15 protein-coding genes are annotated in these 16,099 nt (G+C 41.2%); 13 read left to right on the forward strand and 2 right to left on the reverse strand.

The features are described from left to right. Positions 1–97 precede the first annotated feature (97 nt). Positions 98–946, forward strand: a complete 849-nt coding sequence (locus NST73_RS09020; protein WP_035391954.1) for a Ku protein — start codon at positions 98–100, stop codon at positions 944–946. Positions 947–974: 28 nt separating this feature from the next. On the opposite strand, the gene NST73_RS09025 is transcribed toward NST73_RS09020, so the two are convergent. Beyond that, positions 975–1,418 (reverse strand): DUF2188 domain-containing protein, encoded by a 444-nt coding sequence (locus tag NST73_RS09025; RefSeq protein ID WP_007499382.1) that lies wholly within the window; start codon positions 1,416–1,418, stop codon positions 975–977. Between the two features lie 159 nt (positions 1,419–1,577). Here NST73_RS09025 and NST73_RS09030 point away from each other — a divergent pair, with 159 nt between their 5' ends. From NST73_RS09030 to NST73_RS09060, 7 genes are all read left to right on the forward strand, one after another. Then, positions 1,578–2,051: a VOC family protein gene (locus NST73_RS09030; RefSeq protein WP_053215847.1), complete on the forward strand. Its 474-nt coding sequence runs from the start codon at positions 1,578–1,580 to the stop codon at positions 2,049–2,051. Between the two features lie 48 nt (positions 2,052–2,099). Next, positions 2,100–2,513: an Rrf2 family transcriptional regulator gene (locus NST73_RS09035; RefSeq protein ID WP_144678744.1), complete on the forward strand. Its 414-nt coding sequence runs from the start codon at positions 2,100–2,102 to the stop codon at positions 2,511–2,513. A gap of 135 nt (positions 2,514–2,648) precedes the next feature. Then, positions 2,649–3,497, forward strand: coding sequence for an SDR family oxidoreductase (locus NST73_RS09040; protein ID WP_342499529.1), 849 nt, complete (start codon positions 2,649–2,651; stop codon positions 3,495–3,497). Between the two features lie 192 nt (positions 3,498–3,689). Next, on the forward strand, positions 3,690–4,406 hold the full coding sequence (locus tag NST73_RS09045) for a (Fe-S)-binding protein (RefSeq protein WP_007499377.1): 717 nt from the start codon (positions 3,690–3,692) through the stop codon (positions 4,404–4,406). Between the two features lie 21 nt (positions 4,407–4,427). Continuing rightward, positions 4,428–5,852, forward strand: a complete 1,425-nt coding sequence (locus NST73_RS09050) for a LutB/LldF family L-lactate oxidation iron-sulfur protein (RefSeq protein WP_342462572.1) — start codon at positions 4,428–4,430, stop codon at positions 5,850–5,852. Next, a complete protein-coding gene (locus tag NST73_RS09055) occupies positions 5,849–6,571 on the forward strand; it encodes a lactate utilization protein C (protein ID WP_268363534.1) in 723 nt (240 codons plus the stop codon). The genes NST73_RS09050 and NST73_RS09055 overlap by 4 nt, the downstream gene beginning before the upstream one ends. A 132-nt stretch (positions 6,572–6,703) precedes the next feature. Beyond that, on the forward strand, positions 6,704–7,612 hold the full coding sequence (locus tag NST73_RS09060) for a DMT family transporter (protein ID WP_039167701.1): 909 nt from the start codon (positions 6,704–6,706) through the stop codon (positions 7,610–7,612). Between the two features lie 13 nt (positions 7,613–7,625). Here the strand turns inward: NST73_RS09060 and NST73_RS09065 are convergent, their stop codons facing one another. Beyond that, positions 7,626–7,817 (reverse strand): hypothetical protein, encoded by a 192-nt coding sequence (locus NST73_RS09065; protein ID WP_326242680.1) that lies wholly within the window; start codon positions 7,815–7,817, stop codon positions 7,626–7,628. Between the two features lie 107 nt (positions 7,818–7,924). Between NST73_RS09065 and NST73_RS09070 the strand changes: the two genes are divergently transcribed. The 5 genes from NST73_RS09070 to NST73_RS09090 all read left to right on the forward strand — a co-directional run bounded on the left by NST73_RS09070 (position 7,925) and on the right by NST73_RS09090 (position 16,045). Beyond that, entirely contained in the window at positions 7,925–10,141 is a 2,217-nt protein-coding gene (locus NST73_RS09070; protein ID WP_342499530.1) for an RNA ligase, read from the forward strand. 64 nt (positions 10,142–10,205) lie between these two features. After that, the gene (locus NST73_RS09075; protein ID WP_047946233.1) at positions 10,206–10,916 is read left to right on the forward strand and encodes a DUF421 domain-containing protein; all 711 of its coding nucleotides are present in this window, start codon (positions 10,206–10,208) and stop codon (positions 10,914–10,916) included. Positions 10,917–11,144: 228 nt separating this feature from the next. Then, positions 11,145–11,726, forward strand: coding sequence for a TetR/AcrR family transcriptional regulator (locus NST73_RS09080; protein WP_058213736.1), 582 nt, complete (start codon positions 11,145–11,147; stop codon positions 11,724–11,726). Between the two features lie 21 nt (positions 11,727–11,747). After that, positions 11,748–14,891 (forward strand): bifunctional cytochrome P450/NADPH--P450 reductase, encoded by a 3,144-nt coding sequence (locus NST73_RS09085; protein WP_342499531.1) that lies wholly within the window; start codon positions 11,748–11,750, stop codon positions 14,889–14,891. 245 nt (positions 14,892–15,136) lie between these two features. Further along, positions 15,137–16,045 carry a trypsin-like serine protease gene (locus NST73_RS09090; protein WP_160757649.1) on the forward strand — a complete coding sequence of 303 codons (909 nt, stop codon included), beginning with the start codon at positions 15,137–15,139 and terminating at the stop codon, positions 16,043–16,045. The last annotated feature ends 54 nt before the right edge of the window (positions 16,046–16,099 follow it).

Consider the following 16,099-nt stretch of genomic DNA (forward strand, 5'->3'; position numbering starts at 1 on the left):
ACATCATGTGTTCTTAGAGTGGGATGAAATTTTCATAAACATACATAACTCTGATGAAAACATTACATAGTAAGGAGAAAAGAACGGAGGCGTTACGATGCATACAGTATGGAAGGGTGGCATTAGCTTCGGACTGGTGAATATTCCAGTCAAGCTGTTTACCGCTACAGAAAACAAAGATATTAAATTAAGACAGCTTCATAAAGAATGCCATACGCCGATTAACTACAAAAAGGTTTGTGCTAACTGCGGCGAGGAGGTAGCGCCAGAGCAAATTGTAAAAGCGTACGAGTATGCCAAAAATAAATTCATTGAATTGGATGAGGAAGAACTCGAAAGGCTGAGAAAAGAAAATGAAGAAAAAGCCGTCGAAATCATTGATTTTGTGAAGATAGAAGAGATCGACCCCATCTATTATGAAAGAAGTTATTTTCTATCTCCAGATACCGGCGGAGCAAAGGCTTATTCATTATTAAGAAAAGCGTTACAAGAATCAGGGAAAATCGGTGTAGCCAAGATCATGATTCGCTCAAAGGAGCAATTAGCGATTGTTAGGTGCTACGAACATATTTTACTAATGGAAACCATTCATTTCCCTGACGAAATTAGGCAAGTATCAGACGTCCCGAATATCCCGCAAGAGGAAAATATCGTGAAGAAAGAGTTAGATACAGCACTCCTTTTAATTGAGCAGCTGACCACCACATTCGATCCAGCCGCTTATCGGGATGAATACAGAGAGCAGCTGATGAATGTAATTGGAGACAAAATCTCCGGAGAACATACCGTTCAACCAGAAACGACAGGTAAAAAAGAGGCTTCATCCAATGTCACTGATTTGATGGCCGCTTTGCAGGCTTCTATCGATCGATCAAAACCAGAAAAAACGAAAAAAGCAGCACCTAAGAAAAGAAAAGCACCCGCTAAAAAAGAAAAGAATGCATAAAGAAAAGACCGCTCGCCAAAGGGCGGTCTTATTTTGGCTTCACCACATCCTGAATCGTCCCGTCTGTTCGGTGGATGACAACTGCTGTTCCTTTTTTAGATGAAATCTCTTTCGCGCGGTCGATGGCTTCCTGTTTCGTTTCTTTTACCTCACTTGCACGCTTCGCTTTTTCAGTTTGAACCGCCCAGCCTTCATCATGTTTCACGACATGCTGCGCATGATCCATGAGCTCAGGTCGTGCAGAGCTGCTTTTCTTAGAAGGAGTCACAGAACCATGAGAGTGAAAGTCCTCCATTTCTTTTTCCGTCGCATTCTTTTTCCACTCTTTCGCTTGATTGATCGCAATTGGAATCGCTCTACCTTCTTCATAGCCTTCCTGCACCATTTTGTTGGCAATCTCAAGTGCTTTTTTTCGAATGACTTTGTCTAATGATTGGAATGAAGCTGGATAATCTTCCATTGTCCAAGGCATATTGAACGCTCCTTTCTTTTATTTGAACACCTTCCCCCATATGCAATGGATCAAACATTTAACCATCTCAATCCAATGGCTTGGTTGAAATACATCGTTTTGCTGAGGAAGAATGTTTTCAATTCCTGCACAATAGAAGATAGTAAAGGAGTGATTGAAATGATGTTGAAAGGTTTGTATGAAGCGCATTTGCCTGTGAGTGATATCAAGGCATCCATTTCATTTTTTGAAAAGTTGGAATTAACACTTGCTTATGAAAATGAAAGAGTGGCCTTTTTATGGATTGAGAAAGGAAAGAGCTGGCTTGGCATATGGAAAGCGGATATGTCCACTATTCCATATCATCCAGCGACTCGGCATGTTGCCTTCCAAATGGAAACATCCAGCATTGCACAGATCAAAGAATGGCTGATAGAAAAAGGGATCAGCATACATCCGATGTTTGGCTTTTCGGAAGAGCAACAGCCTTTAGTACTTGATAATCCACCACAATTTCATGCCGCCATTTATTTTCTTGATCCCGATGGAAATCTGCTTGAATGTATTGCACCGCTAGAAATTGATGCAGCAGAACATCATGAGATGATGACATTTGAAGATTGGGAAAGAAAGAAAAATCCGTTTATTGATTGACAAATCCATTCATTGTCACTATATTGGTTACAACGGTGGTGAAGGAATGTGAAACAAATTAGCAGCAGGTATACCATTGCTGTTCATATTTTGTCATTTATTGCGGGTGTTTCAAAAGAGTGTACAGGGGATTTTATTGCGGAAAGTGTCAATTCAAATCCTGTCATTATACGAAAAATGATGGCTATGCTGAAAAAAGCGGATCTCATTGAGATTCGCCGCGGAGTAGGCGGTGCTTCCTTAAAAAGACCGGCAGAGGACATCACACTGCTAGATGTGTACCGGGCTGTGGATGTAATCGAAGATGAAGAGTTGTTTAATTTTCATCAACCAGTCATTGCGTGTCGAATTGGTCAAGCCATGGATACGAGACTGCGGAAAGAACTCAAAGAAGCACAGTCTGCACTTGAGCATCATCTTAAACAAGTGACAATTAAGCAATTATTAATCGAGGCGAAGTAGAAAAAGCTCATACATAGAGCTTTTTTTACCCCTTAGTTGTAACCGTTTTGATTATAACGAATGATCTGATGCAAGAAACCAGCTGCTTCATACATGAAACATCACCGTTGAACGAAAAATGAGGAGGTCAAATTAATGAAATTATTAGTGACAGGTGCAACAGGACAACTTGGATCGCTCGTCGTCAAACATTTGCTCGCAAAAGTACCATCTGAACAATTGGCGGTCAGTGTTCGAAATCCGCAAAAAGCAGTACATCTAAAGGAAGCTGGGGTGGATGTGCGCAAAGGAGACTTCACACAGCCGGATACACTTCAATCAGCGTTTCAAGGGATTGACCGTCTTTTGATCATTTCGTCTGGGGATGGAGAACGAGTGAAGCAGCATCTAAATGCCATCGAAGCAGCGAAAGCAGCGAATGTATCATTTATTGCTTATACAAGTGTTGTCAATGCAAGAGAAAGTCAGCTTAACCTAGCACATGACCATGCAAAAACAGAAGAAGCGATTTTGGCCTCTGGCATCCCCCATGTTTTTTTAAGAAACAATTGGTATGTGGAAAATGAAAAAGATACGATTCTGGCATCAGTCAACGGAGCGCCGTTTATCAGCCCAATTGGTGAAGGTAAAGTCGGCTGGGCAACAAGAAATGACTATGCAGAAGCAGCAGCAAATGCGTTAACACTGCCGGCACATGATCAGGAAATCTATGAATTGTCAGGACCGCTTCGTACACATACTGAACTTGCACAAATGGTTAGCAACGTGAGCGGGAAAGAAATCAAAGTAGAACACATGGATGTAGATACATTTGGAGAATTTTTAGCGTCAAATGGTGTACCGAAAGAAGCTGTTCCATTTGTCAAAGCGATGCAAAGCGGAATTCGCGATGGGGCATTAGCAGTCGAAAGCCATGATTTCGAAAAACTATTAGGCCGTTCTTTAACACCTCTTGAAGACGGAATACGTGAAATGATTTCATAATAAACATGTCAAAACGCCCTGTAAAAAGGGCGCTTTTTTTATGTACCTTCACAAACATGATGTCCAAATTTTAGACAAATCCGTTCATTGAAATTTCAGAAATTTGGGATTAAAATGAAATGAAGGTCCATTATTTAGTCATCAGATGACCAGACATAAATCAAGGTGCAGCAAAAGAAAGGAAGTTCGCCGATGAGAGTCAGTTTATTTGTCACCTGTTTAATTGACACGATGCAGCCACATGTAGGAAAGGCGACTGTCGAGGTGTTAGAGCGGCTCGGTGTTGAAGTAGAATTCCCTGAAGCACAAGTGTGCTGCGGGCAGCCCGCCTTTAACAGCGGCTATACAAAAGAAACAATCAAAGCGGCCAAAAATATGATGAAAGCCTTTGAATCAGCTGAATATGTCGTCACACCATCAGGTTCTTGTAAGGCCATGTTTTTAGAATATCCGCACCTTTTTAAAGAAGACCGAGCGTGGTTCGCCCGTGCTCAGGCACTTGCTGCGAAAACATATGAATTAACGGAATTTATTGTTGATATATTACATGTAACAGATGTAGGAGCGAGTTTGAAAGGAAAAGCCACCTATCATACCTCCTGCCATATGACGAGACTGCTTAGAATTAAGGAAGCGCCTTTCACACTGTTGTCAAATGTCAAAGATTTGGTGATGGAACCATTACCTCGCGCTGAAAATTGCTGCGGATTTGGAGGAACTTTTTCAATCAAAATGACACCCATTTCTGAGCAGATGGTCGATGAAAAAGTACAAAGCATAGAGGAGGCAGGCGCTGAATATATCATAGGTGCTGACTGTGGATGTCTGCTCAATATCGGAGGAAGGCTGAATCGTCTTCATAAGCCAGTTAAAGTGATGCATATCGCAGAAGTGTTGAATAGCCGCTGAAGCTAAGAGGGGGAACGGCACATGAGTATGAAAATTGGAGAGAAGGCTTTTAAAGAGCGGATCGGCGAAGGATTAGAAGACGCTGTGATGAGAGGAGCTGTTTCCTCAGCACAGGAGCGTCTGTATAAAAGGCGGATGACTGCAAGTGAAGAGCTTGGAAACTGGGAAAAGTGGCGTGAACTTGGAGAGGACATCAGGCAGCATACACTTGCCCATCTTGATGACTACTTATATCAATTAAGTGAGAGCGTGAGTAGACGTGGAGGTCATGTGTTTTTTGCAAAAACAAAGGAAGAGGCATCGGCGTACATCCAAGATGTAGCACAAAAAAAAACAGCAAAAAAAATCGTGAAATCAAAATCAATGGTCACAGAAGAAATTGAAATGAATGAAGCGCTAGAAGAGATTGGCTGCGAGGTAGTTGAAAGCGATCTTGGAGAATATATTCTTCAAGTTGATGACCATGAACCACCTTCACATATCGTGGCACCAGCCCTTCATATGACGAAAGAACAAATACGGGAAGTTTTTCACGAAAAGCTTGGATATGATATGTCAGAGACTCCTGAAGAAATGACCAAATTTGTAAGAGCTTTGTTACGAGAAAAATTTCTTGAAGCAGATATTGGTGTGACGGGCTGTAACTTTGCTGTGGCTGACACAGGATCGATTTGTCTTGTGACGAATGAAGGGAATGCGGATCTTGTCACGTCCATTCCAAAGACACATATCGCAGTCATGGGGATGGAGCGGCTTGTACCAACGATGGAAGAGCTCGATGTCCTTGTCGGTCTATTGTGCAGAAGCGCAGTCGGTCAAAAGTTAACAAGCTATATCTCTGTCGTGGGACCAAAAGGAGAAGGAGAGGTCGATGGACCAGAAGAGTTTCATTTGGTCATTGTGGATAACGGACGGTCAAATATATTAGGGACGGAATTTCAGCCAGTTTTGCAATGTATTCGGTGTGCAGCCTGTATCAATGTGTGCCCCGTTTACCGGCATGTTGGCGGTCATTCGTACGGATCAATTTACCCGGGTCCGATTGGCGCTGTTCTTTCGCCGCTACTTGGAGGATATGACGACTACCAAGAGCTTCCTTTCGCCTCAAGTTTATGCGCAGCCTGTACAGATGCTTGTCCAGTGAAAATTCCACTTCACGAATTATTAATCAAACATCGACAAGTCATCGTTGAAAAAGAGGGGAGAGCGCCTAAAGCGGAAATGATGGCAATGAAAATGTTCGGAATGGGCGCATCCACTCCTAGAATGTATCGATTTGGAACAAAAGCAGCCCCTGTGCTCTTGAAACGTATGGCTTCAAACGGACAGATTTCAAAAGGGGCGGGTCCTTTAAAGAATTGGACAGAAATTCGTGACCTCCCAGCGCCAAGCAAAGAAAGGTTTCGGGATTGGTTTAAAAAGAAACAAAAGGAGGAGCGGCAATGAAAGGTACCATTTCTCATCGAGATCCATTTTTAGCACATATCCAGCAACAATTAGGCAAAAGCTCCTCCAAGCCTGCATCTAATCGGCGTCCGGTTTGGAAGCATCGAGTCAATTGGGAAACAAATGAAGGTCTGTCGAAAGAAGAATTGATAGAGCAATTGAAGGTGCAATGTCAGCAAATTCATACGAGAGTGGTAGAAACAACGCCAAAAGAAGCACCCTCAACGTTACGATTATTGATGAAAGAGTATGGAGAAGGTCCTGTGATGACTTCGAGCGATAGACGTTTTGCACAATATGAATGTCATCCTATGTTTCAAGCCTTGCGGAAAGAAGGAATCTCAGTCACTAGCTGGAATGCAGATACATCAAGAGAAGAAAATATAAGGCAGGCAGAACAAGCGAAATATGCAGTGGTATTCAGCGATTACACACTTGCAGAATCCGGAACCGTTGTTCTTTCCTCCCATCAAGGTCAAGGGAGAGCACTTCATTTTTTACCGATGATGTATATCGTATGTATTGAAAAAAGCACAATTGTCCCGCGGATGATTCATGCTGTTTCAGCTCTTCATCGCCTAGTAGAAGAAGGAGAGCAGACGAAAGGTGCCATTCATTTTATATCAGGTCCAAGTAATTCTGCCGATATTGAAATGAATTTAGTGGTTGGTGTTCATGGGCCGGTGCGGGCTGTTTATGTATTAATAGATGATGAATGAGGCTTTCGTGAAGAAAGCCTTTTTTATGTAAACATTCTTAAAATTCATCTTGCCTCTAGGCGAATAGTCATAGTAAGATGACGTCATACAAGATGAGAAGCTCATCTACTGCTGATGTAAAGGAAGCTGCTAATGGAAATGAAGACAAATGCTCCAAAGAAGTCGATTGCGGTGCCGCTTGTGATCTCAATCATTGCGATTTCGTTTTCGGCCATTATTGTGAAGTGGTCAAGTGCGCCTGCTGCTATTTTAAGTATGTATCGAATGATATTTGCGGCGGTTTTGATGCTTCCGTTTATTCTGCCGCGTCAAAAAGAGTTTGTCTCGTTAAAGCGGAGAGACTGGTTTTTCTTATGTATGTCAGGTTTCTTTTTAGGGCTCCATTTTGTTTTGTGGTTCGGCTCATTGAAGCTCACCACAGTGGCGAGCTCTACAATCATCATTGCACTTCAGCCGATGGTGTCATTATTAGGCGGATTTCTCATTTTTCGTGAACGAACAACGAAGTCAGCCATTTTCACAATGTGTGCGGCGATTGTTGGTGCGCTAATGATCGGATGGGGGGATGTCGGACATAGCCAAGACGCCATTATAGGAGACATTTTATCCTTTTTCAGTGTAATCGCTGTTGTTTGTTATTTATTAATCGGTCAACAAGCTGTGAGAAAGATATCTCATTGGATTTATAGTTTTTGTGTATTTGGTTTTGCCGGCCTTTTTTTAATTTTATTTAACCTTATACAGCAAACGCCTTTTGTAGGCTATTCGGGTAAAGAATGGGGGATTTTCTTACTGCTCGCCATTATCCCTACCATGTCCCATGTCATTAACAACTGGCTGTTAACCTATGTGAATGCGACAACTATTTCAATGAGTATTCTAGGCGAACCTGTTGGGGCAACGATACTCGCTGTTTTACTGCTTGGAGAGAAAGTCACGCTGCTGCAAATGTTCGGTGGTCTTCTTGTCCTTTTAGGTGTCTTTTTCTTTTTGATGCAGCAGCGACAAGGAATCGTGATGAAAACAAAAAAATCCGGTTAACTCCCGGATTTTTTTACTCTTTTAAATGATTTTTTTCAATTACTTTATTTAATCTAGCCTCGACTTTCTTCAATTCCACTTGTTTTCTTCTTATCATTCGAATGGCAATCACAATGATGGTCACGATCAATGCGATGGATAGAAGAGAAAATGCTTGGAATACGATATCCCCAATGTTGAATGCAGTATTCGCTTCATTAGGCATGTGTAACCCTCCTTATATCTATATATTACCATAATCAATAAAAGATTGAGATTTATCCATAATTTATCTATAATAGGTAAAATATCACTCATTAAAGGAGAACCATTATGAGAACTTTAGTCCTTTTACGAGGTCTCCCAGGTGCAGGTAAATCAACTTGGATCAAAGAACAAGGCTTAGAACCATATACATTATCAGCGGATCAAATCCGTCTGTTAACCCAGCCTCCGCAGTTATCAGTCAATGGGAAACCGGAAATTTCAAGCAAACATGATCATAAAGTCTGGTCTTTATTATTTGAACTCCTCACAGCCCGAATGGAACGAGGAGACTTTACTGTCATTGATGCAACACATGTCACAAGTAAGTCCATTTCGCAGTATAAATCATTAGCTACTTCATACCGCTATAGAGTGTATGTCGTCGATTTTACGCAAGTGCGTCTTGAAACATCCCTGCTGCAAAATCGCGGTCGAGAGCCGCACAAAGTAGTGAAGGAATCTGTGTTATATCAAATGAATGAACGGTTAAAGACAGAGAAGGTGCCTTCATGGGTAACCGTTTTGACGCCTGAGGAATATCCAGCCATTATGACTTATCAGCCCAGGTCTTTTGATCAGTATGAGGCCATTCACGTCTTCGGTGATATTCACGGCTGTTACACAGCTCTAAATACTTATTTGCAAGGAGACTTGAAAGAAAACGAGCTTTATATCTTTGCAGGTGATTTGCTTGATAGAGGAATAGAAAACAAGGAAGTTTTAGAATGGATGCTGGCACATAGAGAATGCCGCAATGTGATTGTCATTGAAGGAAATCATGATCAGCATCTTTACAAATATGCACATGAAGAAAAAGTGAGAAGCAATATGTTTAACCGTCATACTGCGCCTGAAATTGCGGAAGCAGGTTTTGACCTAAAAGAATTAAGGAAGTTTGTCAGAACATTTCATCAGCTCACCTATTTTACGTATCATGGTCAGACATTTCTTGTCACCCATGGTGGGCTTGCTCATTTGCCAGAAGAGCTTCTGCATGTCTCAGCGCAGCAGCTTATTCACGGAGTAGGTGAATATTCAGATGACATTGACCACTTATTTGTCCAAAACACTTCTGGATTAGATATCATTCAAATTCATGGTCATCGCAATTTATATAGACTGCCTATCCAAGCGGCGGATAGATCTTATAATCTCGAAGGTCAGGTTGAATTTGGCGGACAGCTGCGTGTGTTAAAAATCACAGCAGGCGGGATTGAGACACATGAAATTGACAATCCTGTCTACAGAGCTTCTGAAAACAAGCAACCGGTCTTTGTTCAGCCCAATGTGACGCTGGATGATTTTTTAGCCCATTTAGATCAGCATGAATATGTACAGGAATTAAAGCTGCCACACGATATTTCATCTTTTAATTTCACGAAAAAAGCATTTAGTGAAAGACAATGGGATGAAATAAATGTCAAAGCAAGAGGGTTGTTTATCAATATGACTTCAAAGCAGATTGTGTCTAGAAGTTATAATAAGTTCTTTAATATTGATGAACGTCCTGAAACCAGAATGCAGCATCTAGTGAATCATCTTCAATTTCCTGTGACGGTCTATGATAAAGCAAATGGATACTTAGGTACGGTTGGGTTTAACGACATAAAAGATGAACTGGTGTTTACGTCCAAATCGTATACGTCACATGTGAAGCAAAATCAGCATGCTGCTTGGGTCGAAGAGCTATTTTATGCGACCTTTGACGATGTGCAGGTCGATTACATCAAATCATATGTACGCGACAACCATGTATCCCTTGTATTTGAAGTCATTTTGTCAGAGAAAGACCCGCATATTATCACATATGATCATGATCAACTCATTTTACTTGATATCGTGAAGCGTCAGCTGAGCTATGAAAAAGAACCATTTGCTGAAGTGAAAAGGCTCAGTGAACAGCTTGGCATGCGGTGCAAACAGCAAGTGGCAGTGTTTCATGATTGGACCTCTTTCTATAAATGGTATCAATCTGTATCACACGATGACACAATCAAAGAAGAAGGCTATGTCATTGAGGATAACAGCGGCTTTATGACCAAGTTAAAGCTTCCTTATTATCAATTTTGGAAGCAAATGCGATCCATTAAACAGCGTGTTGCAGATAAGCGCTCCACCCAAAAATATATGCAGGCTTTGCAAACAGCAGAGCAAGCAAGATTTTATACATGGTTGCTTGAGCAAGATCCAGTAAACGTGAGAAACTGCTCAATCATTGAGCTGCGTTCACAATTTGAGCAAACGGAAGCGGGCCATTTGAATAATGACGGAATAAATGCATAGTCTAACAAAGAGTCTTTTCTAAAGAAAAGGCTTTTTTTCATGAAATCGAAAGGTGGAAGCTGAAATGCCAGATCATATTGAAGTCATTCTTCGAACCATATTTGCTTTTGCTATTTTATTCGGCGGTGCCCGTCTTCTTGGAAAGCAAACCATTGCGCAAATGAATATTTTTGATTTCATTGCAGCGATCAGTCTAGGTTCAATTGCGGCGAACCTGGCGTTTAATACTACGCTTCCGCTTCATCACACAACCATATCTTTTGTGTCACTTGTCATCATCATTTATGTCATTTCTTTGCTTGCTTTAAGAAGCCGGAAGATGAGAGGTTTTATGGCCGGTAAACCAACGCTTGTGATTCAAAATGGCAAAATCCTTGAAGAGAATATGAAAGGAATGAGGTATACACTTGATTATTTAAATCAACAGCTCAGAGAAAAGAATGTGTTTGACATTAGTGAAGTTGAATTTGCAATGATTGAAACAGATGGGCATATGTCAGTGAAAAAATACCCTTCATTTGATTATGTCACGCGAAAAGATCTTAACCTGTGGAAGCAGGCAGAGCGTTACATGCCCATTGAAGTCATTATGGACGGAAAGCTCATTTTGAAAAACCTTCAAGAAAACCAATTAACGGAGCAGTGGATCTATGAAGAACTTCAAAAAAGGCAGCTGTCTTTAAAAGACATTGTTTATGCGGTTCGTTCAAGTAATGGCAGTTTATATATTGATACATATGACGATCACATCCATTCTCCAATTGACCAAGAATGAACATATAGTTCAGACGACACCCACGCGTCACAGAACTGCCAATATTTATAAGTCGTTTGGATGTCATCTATCTAGGTATCATTTCTCAATTATTATTATTTTCAGAAAATGTAGTGACGGAGAAAAATAAGTATGTTTAAGTATAAATAGAAGAATTTAAAATATCAATATAATATACATCAAGCGGAATGAACATTCATTCCTATTAAAACGAAAGGAGAGGATGAAATGCCCGCAGCAACTACTGATAAACAGGAGCAGATTATGAAGGCTTCTCTGGACTTATTTATTGAACGGGGTTTTGACGGTACAACGATGCCGATGATTTCGAAAAGAGCCAATGTTGGAGCAGGAACCATTTATCGTTATTTTGATAGTAAAGAGGCTCTTGTGAACATTTTATACCAGCGAAGCCTGATTGCATTTATCGACAAGGTGAATACAAACAGTCCAGACCCTAAAGCAAGTATCAGGGCTTATTTCAAACATGTCTTTTACTGCTTAGTGCTCTTTACAAAAGAGAATCCAAGTGGTCTGTACTTCTTAGAAATTGACAAACGCTCACACTATTTAGATGAGACAAGTAAAGAGAAGATGCAGCAGCTATTAAATGAGCTATTTCATATTTTTGAAGAAGGCAAAAAGGATGGAATTCATCCAAATCTTTCAGGGAGAACGATTTTATCCATTGTATTTGGAGCGTTCGTTCAGCTTCATAAACAGATTCTAGCAGAGGAAATTGAGCCAACGATTGAATTTTTAGAAGATATTGAGCAATGCTTATGGCGTGCCATTAGCGTTGCATCATAAAGAAATAAAGGGAGTGGGCACATGCAACAAACATCAATCATTCCAAAACCAAAAACATACGGACCTTTAAAAAATATTCCTCATATCAAAAAAGGAGAGCTTTCTCAAACCTTTTGGCGGCTGGCAGATGAATTAGGGCCGATCTTTCAGTTTGAATTTTCAAAAGCAACAAGTATTTTTGTTTCCAGCCATGAACTTGCCAAAGAAGTATTTGATGAGAGGCGTTTTGATAAATTCATTGGAAGCAGTCTCAATAAAGTGAGAACATTTTCAGGGGATGGGTTATTCACAAGTTGGACAGAAGAGCCGAATTGGAGAAAGGCTCATCACATCTTGATGCCGGCGTTTAGCCAGCAGGCCATGAAGGGCTATCATGAGATGATGCTCGATATTGCCACACAGCTTGTACAAAAATGGCAAAGAACGGGCCGTGATGAAGAAATTGAAGTAGCAGAGGATATGACAAAGCTCACTTTAGATACGATCGGGTTATGCGGTTTTGATTTTCGATTTAACAGCTTTTATAAAGAAAATCAACATCCATTTATTGAAAGCATGCTGAATGGCTTAAATGAAGCGATGGATCAAGCAAGTAGATTGCCGGTCGCAGATAAATTAATGATCAAAAGAAGAAGAGAATTTGAACAAGATGTTGAATTTATGAAGCAATTAGTAGATGACATTATTCAAGAACGGAAAAAACAAGATAAAACGGGCAATGATTTACTTTCTCTCATGCTACATGCAAAGGATCCTGAAACAGGTGAACGCCTGTCAGATGAAAATATCCGTTATCAAATCATTACCTTCTTAATAGCAGGTCATGAAACAACAAGTGGGTTGTTGTCATTTGCGATTTATTTTTTACTAAAGAATCCAGACAAATTAAAAAAAGCCGTACAAGAAGCAGACGACGTGCTGCAAGGCGGACTGCCGACATTTAAGCAGGTTCAAAAACTAAGTTATACGCGTATGGTCTTAAACGAAGCACTTCGCCTCTGGCCGACGGCGCCTACGTTCTCTCTTTATGCGAAAGAGGATACAGTCATTGGAGGGAAATATCCGATCAAAAAAAACCAAAGTGTCAGTGTGCTACTTCCTAAAATACATCGGGATCAAGCGGTTTGGGGGGAGGATGCAGAAGAATTCAAGCCTGAACGTTTTATGCATCCTGAAAAGATTCCACAGCATGCCTATAAACCGTTCGGAAATGGACAGCGTGCGTGTATTGGGATGCAATTTGCCCTTCATGAAGCCACGATGGTTTTGGCGATGGTTCTGCACAACCTTGAACTGATTGACCATACGTCGTATGAACTGGATTTAAAAGAATCTCTGACGATTAAGCCGAATGATTTTAAAATCAAAGTGCGGCCAAGAAAGCAGCAATTCTTTATGGCGCCTCCGAAAGAAGAACCAACAAAAAGCACGGCATCTGCTGAAGTGAAAATAGCGAGTCATGGAACACCGCTATTGGTCTTGTACGGATCAAATCTTGGCACAGCAAAGCAGATGGCAAACGAATTTGCTGAAGACGGGAAAGCAAAAGGGTTTGACGTGACAACGGCACCGCTTGATGATTATACTCGAAAGTTACCAGAGTCAGGCGCAGTTTTAATTGTAACGGCTTCATACAACGGTCATCCGCCTGATCATGCGAAACAGTTTGTGGATTGGGTGACGCAGGATGAGGAGCAAGATCTATCAAATGTGACATTTGCAGTCTTTGGGTGCGGGGATCGAAATTGGGCGAGCACGTATCAGCGTATTCCTCGTCTGATTGATGAAGCACTTGAAAGAAAAGGGGCGAAGCGTGTAACGGATATTGGTGAAGGCGATGCGGGCGGTGATATGGATGAAGATAAAGAAACATTCCAGAAGACAGTCTTCGATGAGCTTGCAAAAGAATTCAATTTAACCTTGCAGGAGAAACGCCAAGAAAAGCCAAACCTATCCATTGCATATACGAATGAGCTAGTGGAACGTCCTGTTGCTAAAACATATGGTGCCTTTTCAGCTGTTGTATTGAAAAATCAAGAATTACAATCTGAAAGAAGTACCCGCCAAACAAGGCATATCGAACTTCAGTTACCTGAAGGCAAGCACTATAAAGAAGGAGATCATATCGGAATCGTGCCAAAAAATAGTGCAACACTCGTTCAGCGAGTGACCGATCATTTCAAGCTGGATCCAGAGCAGCACATGATACTCTCTTCGGAAAAAGAAGCAAGTCATTTACCATTAAATCAGCCAATTCAAGTCGGAGAATTGCTGGCGTCACATGTAGAGCTGCAAGAGCCTGTGACACGTACTCAGCTAAGAGATCTTGCAAAATATACGGTATGCCCACCTCATCGTATTGAACTTGAACAAATGGCGGGAGAAATTTATCAAGAAGCTGTATTAAAGAAGCGTGTGACCATGCTGGATTTACTAGAACAATACGAAGCATGTGAACTGCCATTTGATCATTTTTTAGCCCTTTTACCAGGATTGAAGCCTCGTTATTACTCGATCTCCAGTTCGCCAAAGGTAGATGAAAAGAGGCTTAGTATCACAGTAGCTGTTGTGAAAGGAAAATCATGGAGCGGACGCGGTGAATACGCAGGCGTCGCATCAAACTATTTATGCGGACTGCAAGAAGGAGATGAGGTGGCCTGCTTCCTTCATGAAGCTCAAGCAGGATTCGAATTGCCGCCTTCTCCTGAAATACCAATGATCATGATTGGACCAGGAACAGGTATCGCCCCGTTTAGAGGGTTCATTCAGGCAAGGGAAGCATGGCAAAATGAAGGGAAGTCGTTAGGTGAAGCCCATCTTTATTTTGGCTGCCGCCACCCGCATGAAGATGATCTGTATTATGACGAAATGCAGCTTGCACAAGAAAAAGGAGTCGTCACCATCCACCGTGCTTACTCTCGCTACGAGGAGCAAAAAGTGTATGTCCAGCACTTCATTAAAAATGATGGAGCCAAGCTCATTGAATTGCTCGACAAAGGCGCCTACCTGTATATTTGCGGGGATGGAAAGGTCATGGCACCAGATGTCGAGGCAACACTTATTGAACTGTATCAGACTGAGAAACAGTGTGCGAAAGAAACAGCTGAACAATGGCTGACATCTTTAGCCAATGACAACAGATATGTAAAAGATGTATGGAGCTGATCATGTTGAAAAGAAGACAAAGGGCTAAAATAAATCACATTTTAGCCCTTCGTCAACAATCTTGAAACCGCCAAAATGGCGGTTTTTTCTTTTTTCATAGAGAGATCGCTAGAATAAATATTTGGAAGATACGAAACACCTAATTTACAAATGAAATATTTTGTAAAAAATAAGAATATTCTCTCATTTACTCCAATATGAAACAATCGTATCATTTTTGATATAGGACATAAAGGAGGAATATGATGAAAAAGGTGAAAAAAATAATCCCTTCTCTACTCGTTTTTGGTGCTTTAAGTGTGCCTAGTTTTGCCCATGCAGCATCTGATTCAGTACTTACGTCTGATTATGACATGGTGACTTCTGACGGAAAGGTGATTTCTTCAGCTGACTTCCACAACGATATGAAAACCCCCTCATCCTTTGACAAAGTGGATGATCTCTCTTCTACTATTGGCGAAAAAGTAAAACCACTCACAACATATTTAAAAGACTTTCAAACAAAAGTAGTCATTGGAGACGATGGTAGAACAAAAGTGACGAATACAAGAGTAGCACCCTACAACTCTATTGCTTATATTACATTTGGTGGGTCTAGCTGCACCGGAACACTCATTGCTCCAAACAAAATATTGACAAACGGACACTGCGTCTACAATACAGCCACAAGAAGCTATAGTGCAAAAGGGTCTGTCTACCCAGGCATGAATGACAGCACGGCCGTGAACGGCTCAGCAAACATGACCGAATTCTATGTACCAAGCGGATATATCAACACGGGGGCGAGTCAATATGATTTTGCCGTCATTAAAACAGATACGAACATTGGAAATACGGTCGGCTACCGCTCTATTCGTCAAGTGACAAATCTAACAGGTACAACGATTAAAATTTCTGGATATCCAGGTGATAAAATGAGATCGACTGGCAAAGTGTCACAATGGGAAATGTCAGGTCCAGTCACGAGAGAAGATACGAATCTCGCATACTATACGATCGATACATTTAGCGGAAACTCTGGCTCTGCGATGCTAGATCAGAACCAACAAATCGTCGGGGTCCATAATGCGGGTTATTCAAACGGAACGATCAACGGCGGACCAAAAGCGACGGCTGCCTTTGTTGAATTTATCAACTATGCGAAGGCGCAGTAAAAAATAGAACAATCAGCTTGTTTCCTTTACAGGGGACAGGCTTTTTTTATCGTC

This window comes from Bacillus sp. FSL W7-1034, from assembly GCF_038593365.1.
In the GTDB taxonomy this organism is placed as follows: domain Bacteria; phylum Bacillota; class Bacilli; order Bacillales; family Bacillaceae; genus Bacillus; species Bacillus altitudinis.

Coding starts and splice junctions, on each gene's coding strand:
- NST73_RS09045 (WP_007499377.1), top strand. CDS start 3,690: ATGAGAGTCAGTTTATTTGTCACCTGTTTAATTGACACGATGCAGCCA.
- NST73_RS09080 (WP_058213736.1), top strand. CDS start 11,145: ATGCCCGCAGCAACTACTGATAAACAGGAGCAGATTATGAAGGCTTCT.
- NST73_RS09020 (WP_035391954.1), top strand. CDS start 98: ATGCATACAGTATGGAAGGGTGGCATTAGCTTCGGACTGGTGAATATT.
- NST73_RS09075 (WP_047946233.1), top strand. CDS start 10,206: ATGCCAGATCATATTGAAGTCATTCTTCGAACCATATTTGCTTTTGCT.
- NST73_RS09070 (WP_342499530.1), top strand. CDS start 7,925: ATGAGAACTTTAGTCCTTTTACGAGGTCTCCCAGGTGCAGGTAAATCA.
- NST73_RS09065 (WP_326242680.1), bottom strand. CDS start 7,817: ATGCCTAATGAAGCGAATACTGCATTCAACATTGGGGATATCGTATTC.
- NST73_RS09025 (WP_007499382.1), bottom strand. CDS start 1,418: ATGCCTTGGACAATGGAAGATTATCCAGCTTCATTCCAATCATTAGAC.
- NST73_RS09040 (WP_342499529.1), top strand. CDS start 2,649: ATGAAATTATTAGTGACAGGTGCAACAGGACAACTTGGATCGCTCGTC.
- NST73_RS09055 (WP_268363534.1), top strand. CDS start 5,849: ATGAAAGGTACCATTTCTCATCGAGATCCATTTTTAGCACATATCCAG.
- NST73_RS09050 (WP_342462572.1), top strand. CDS start 4,428: ATGAGTATGAAAATTGGAGAGAAGGCTTTTAAAGAGCGGATCGGCGAA.
- NST73_RS09060 (WP_039167701.1), top strand. CDS start 6,704: ATGGAAATGAAGACAAATGCTCCAAAGAAGTCGATTGCGGTGCCGCTT.
- NST73_RS09090 (WP_160757649.1), top strand. CDS start 15,137: ATGAAAAAGGTGAAAAAAATAATCCCTTCTCTACTCGTTTTTGGTGCT.
- NST73_RS09030 (WP_053215847.1), top strand. CDS start 1,578: ATGATGTTGAAAGGTTTGTATGAAGCGCATTTGCCTGTGAGTGATATC.
- NST73_RS09085 (WP_342499531.1), top strand. CDS start 11,748: ATGCAACAAACATCAATCATTCCAAAACCAAAAACATACGGACCTTTA.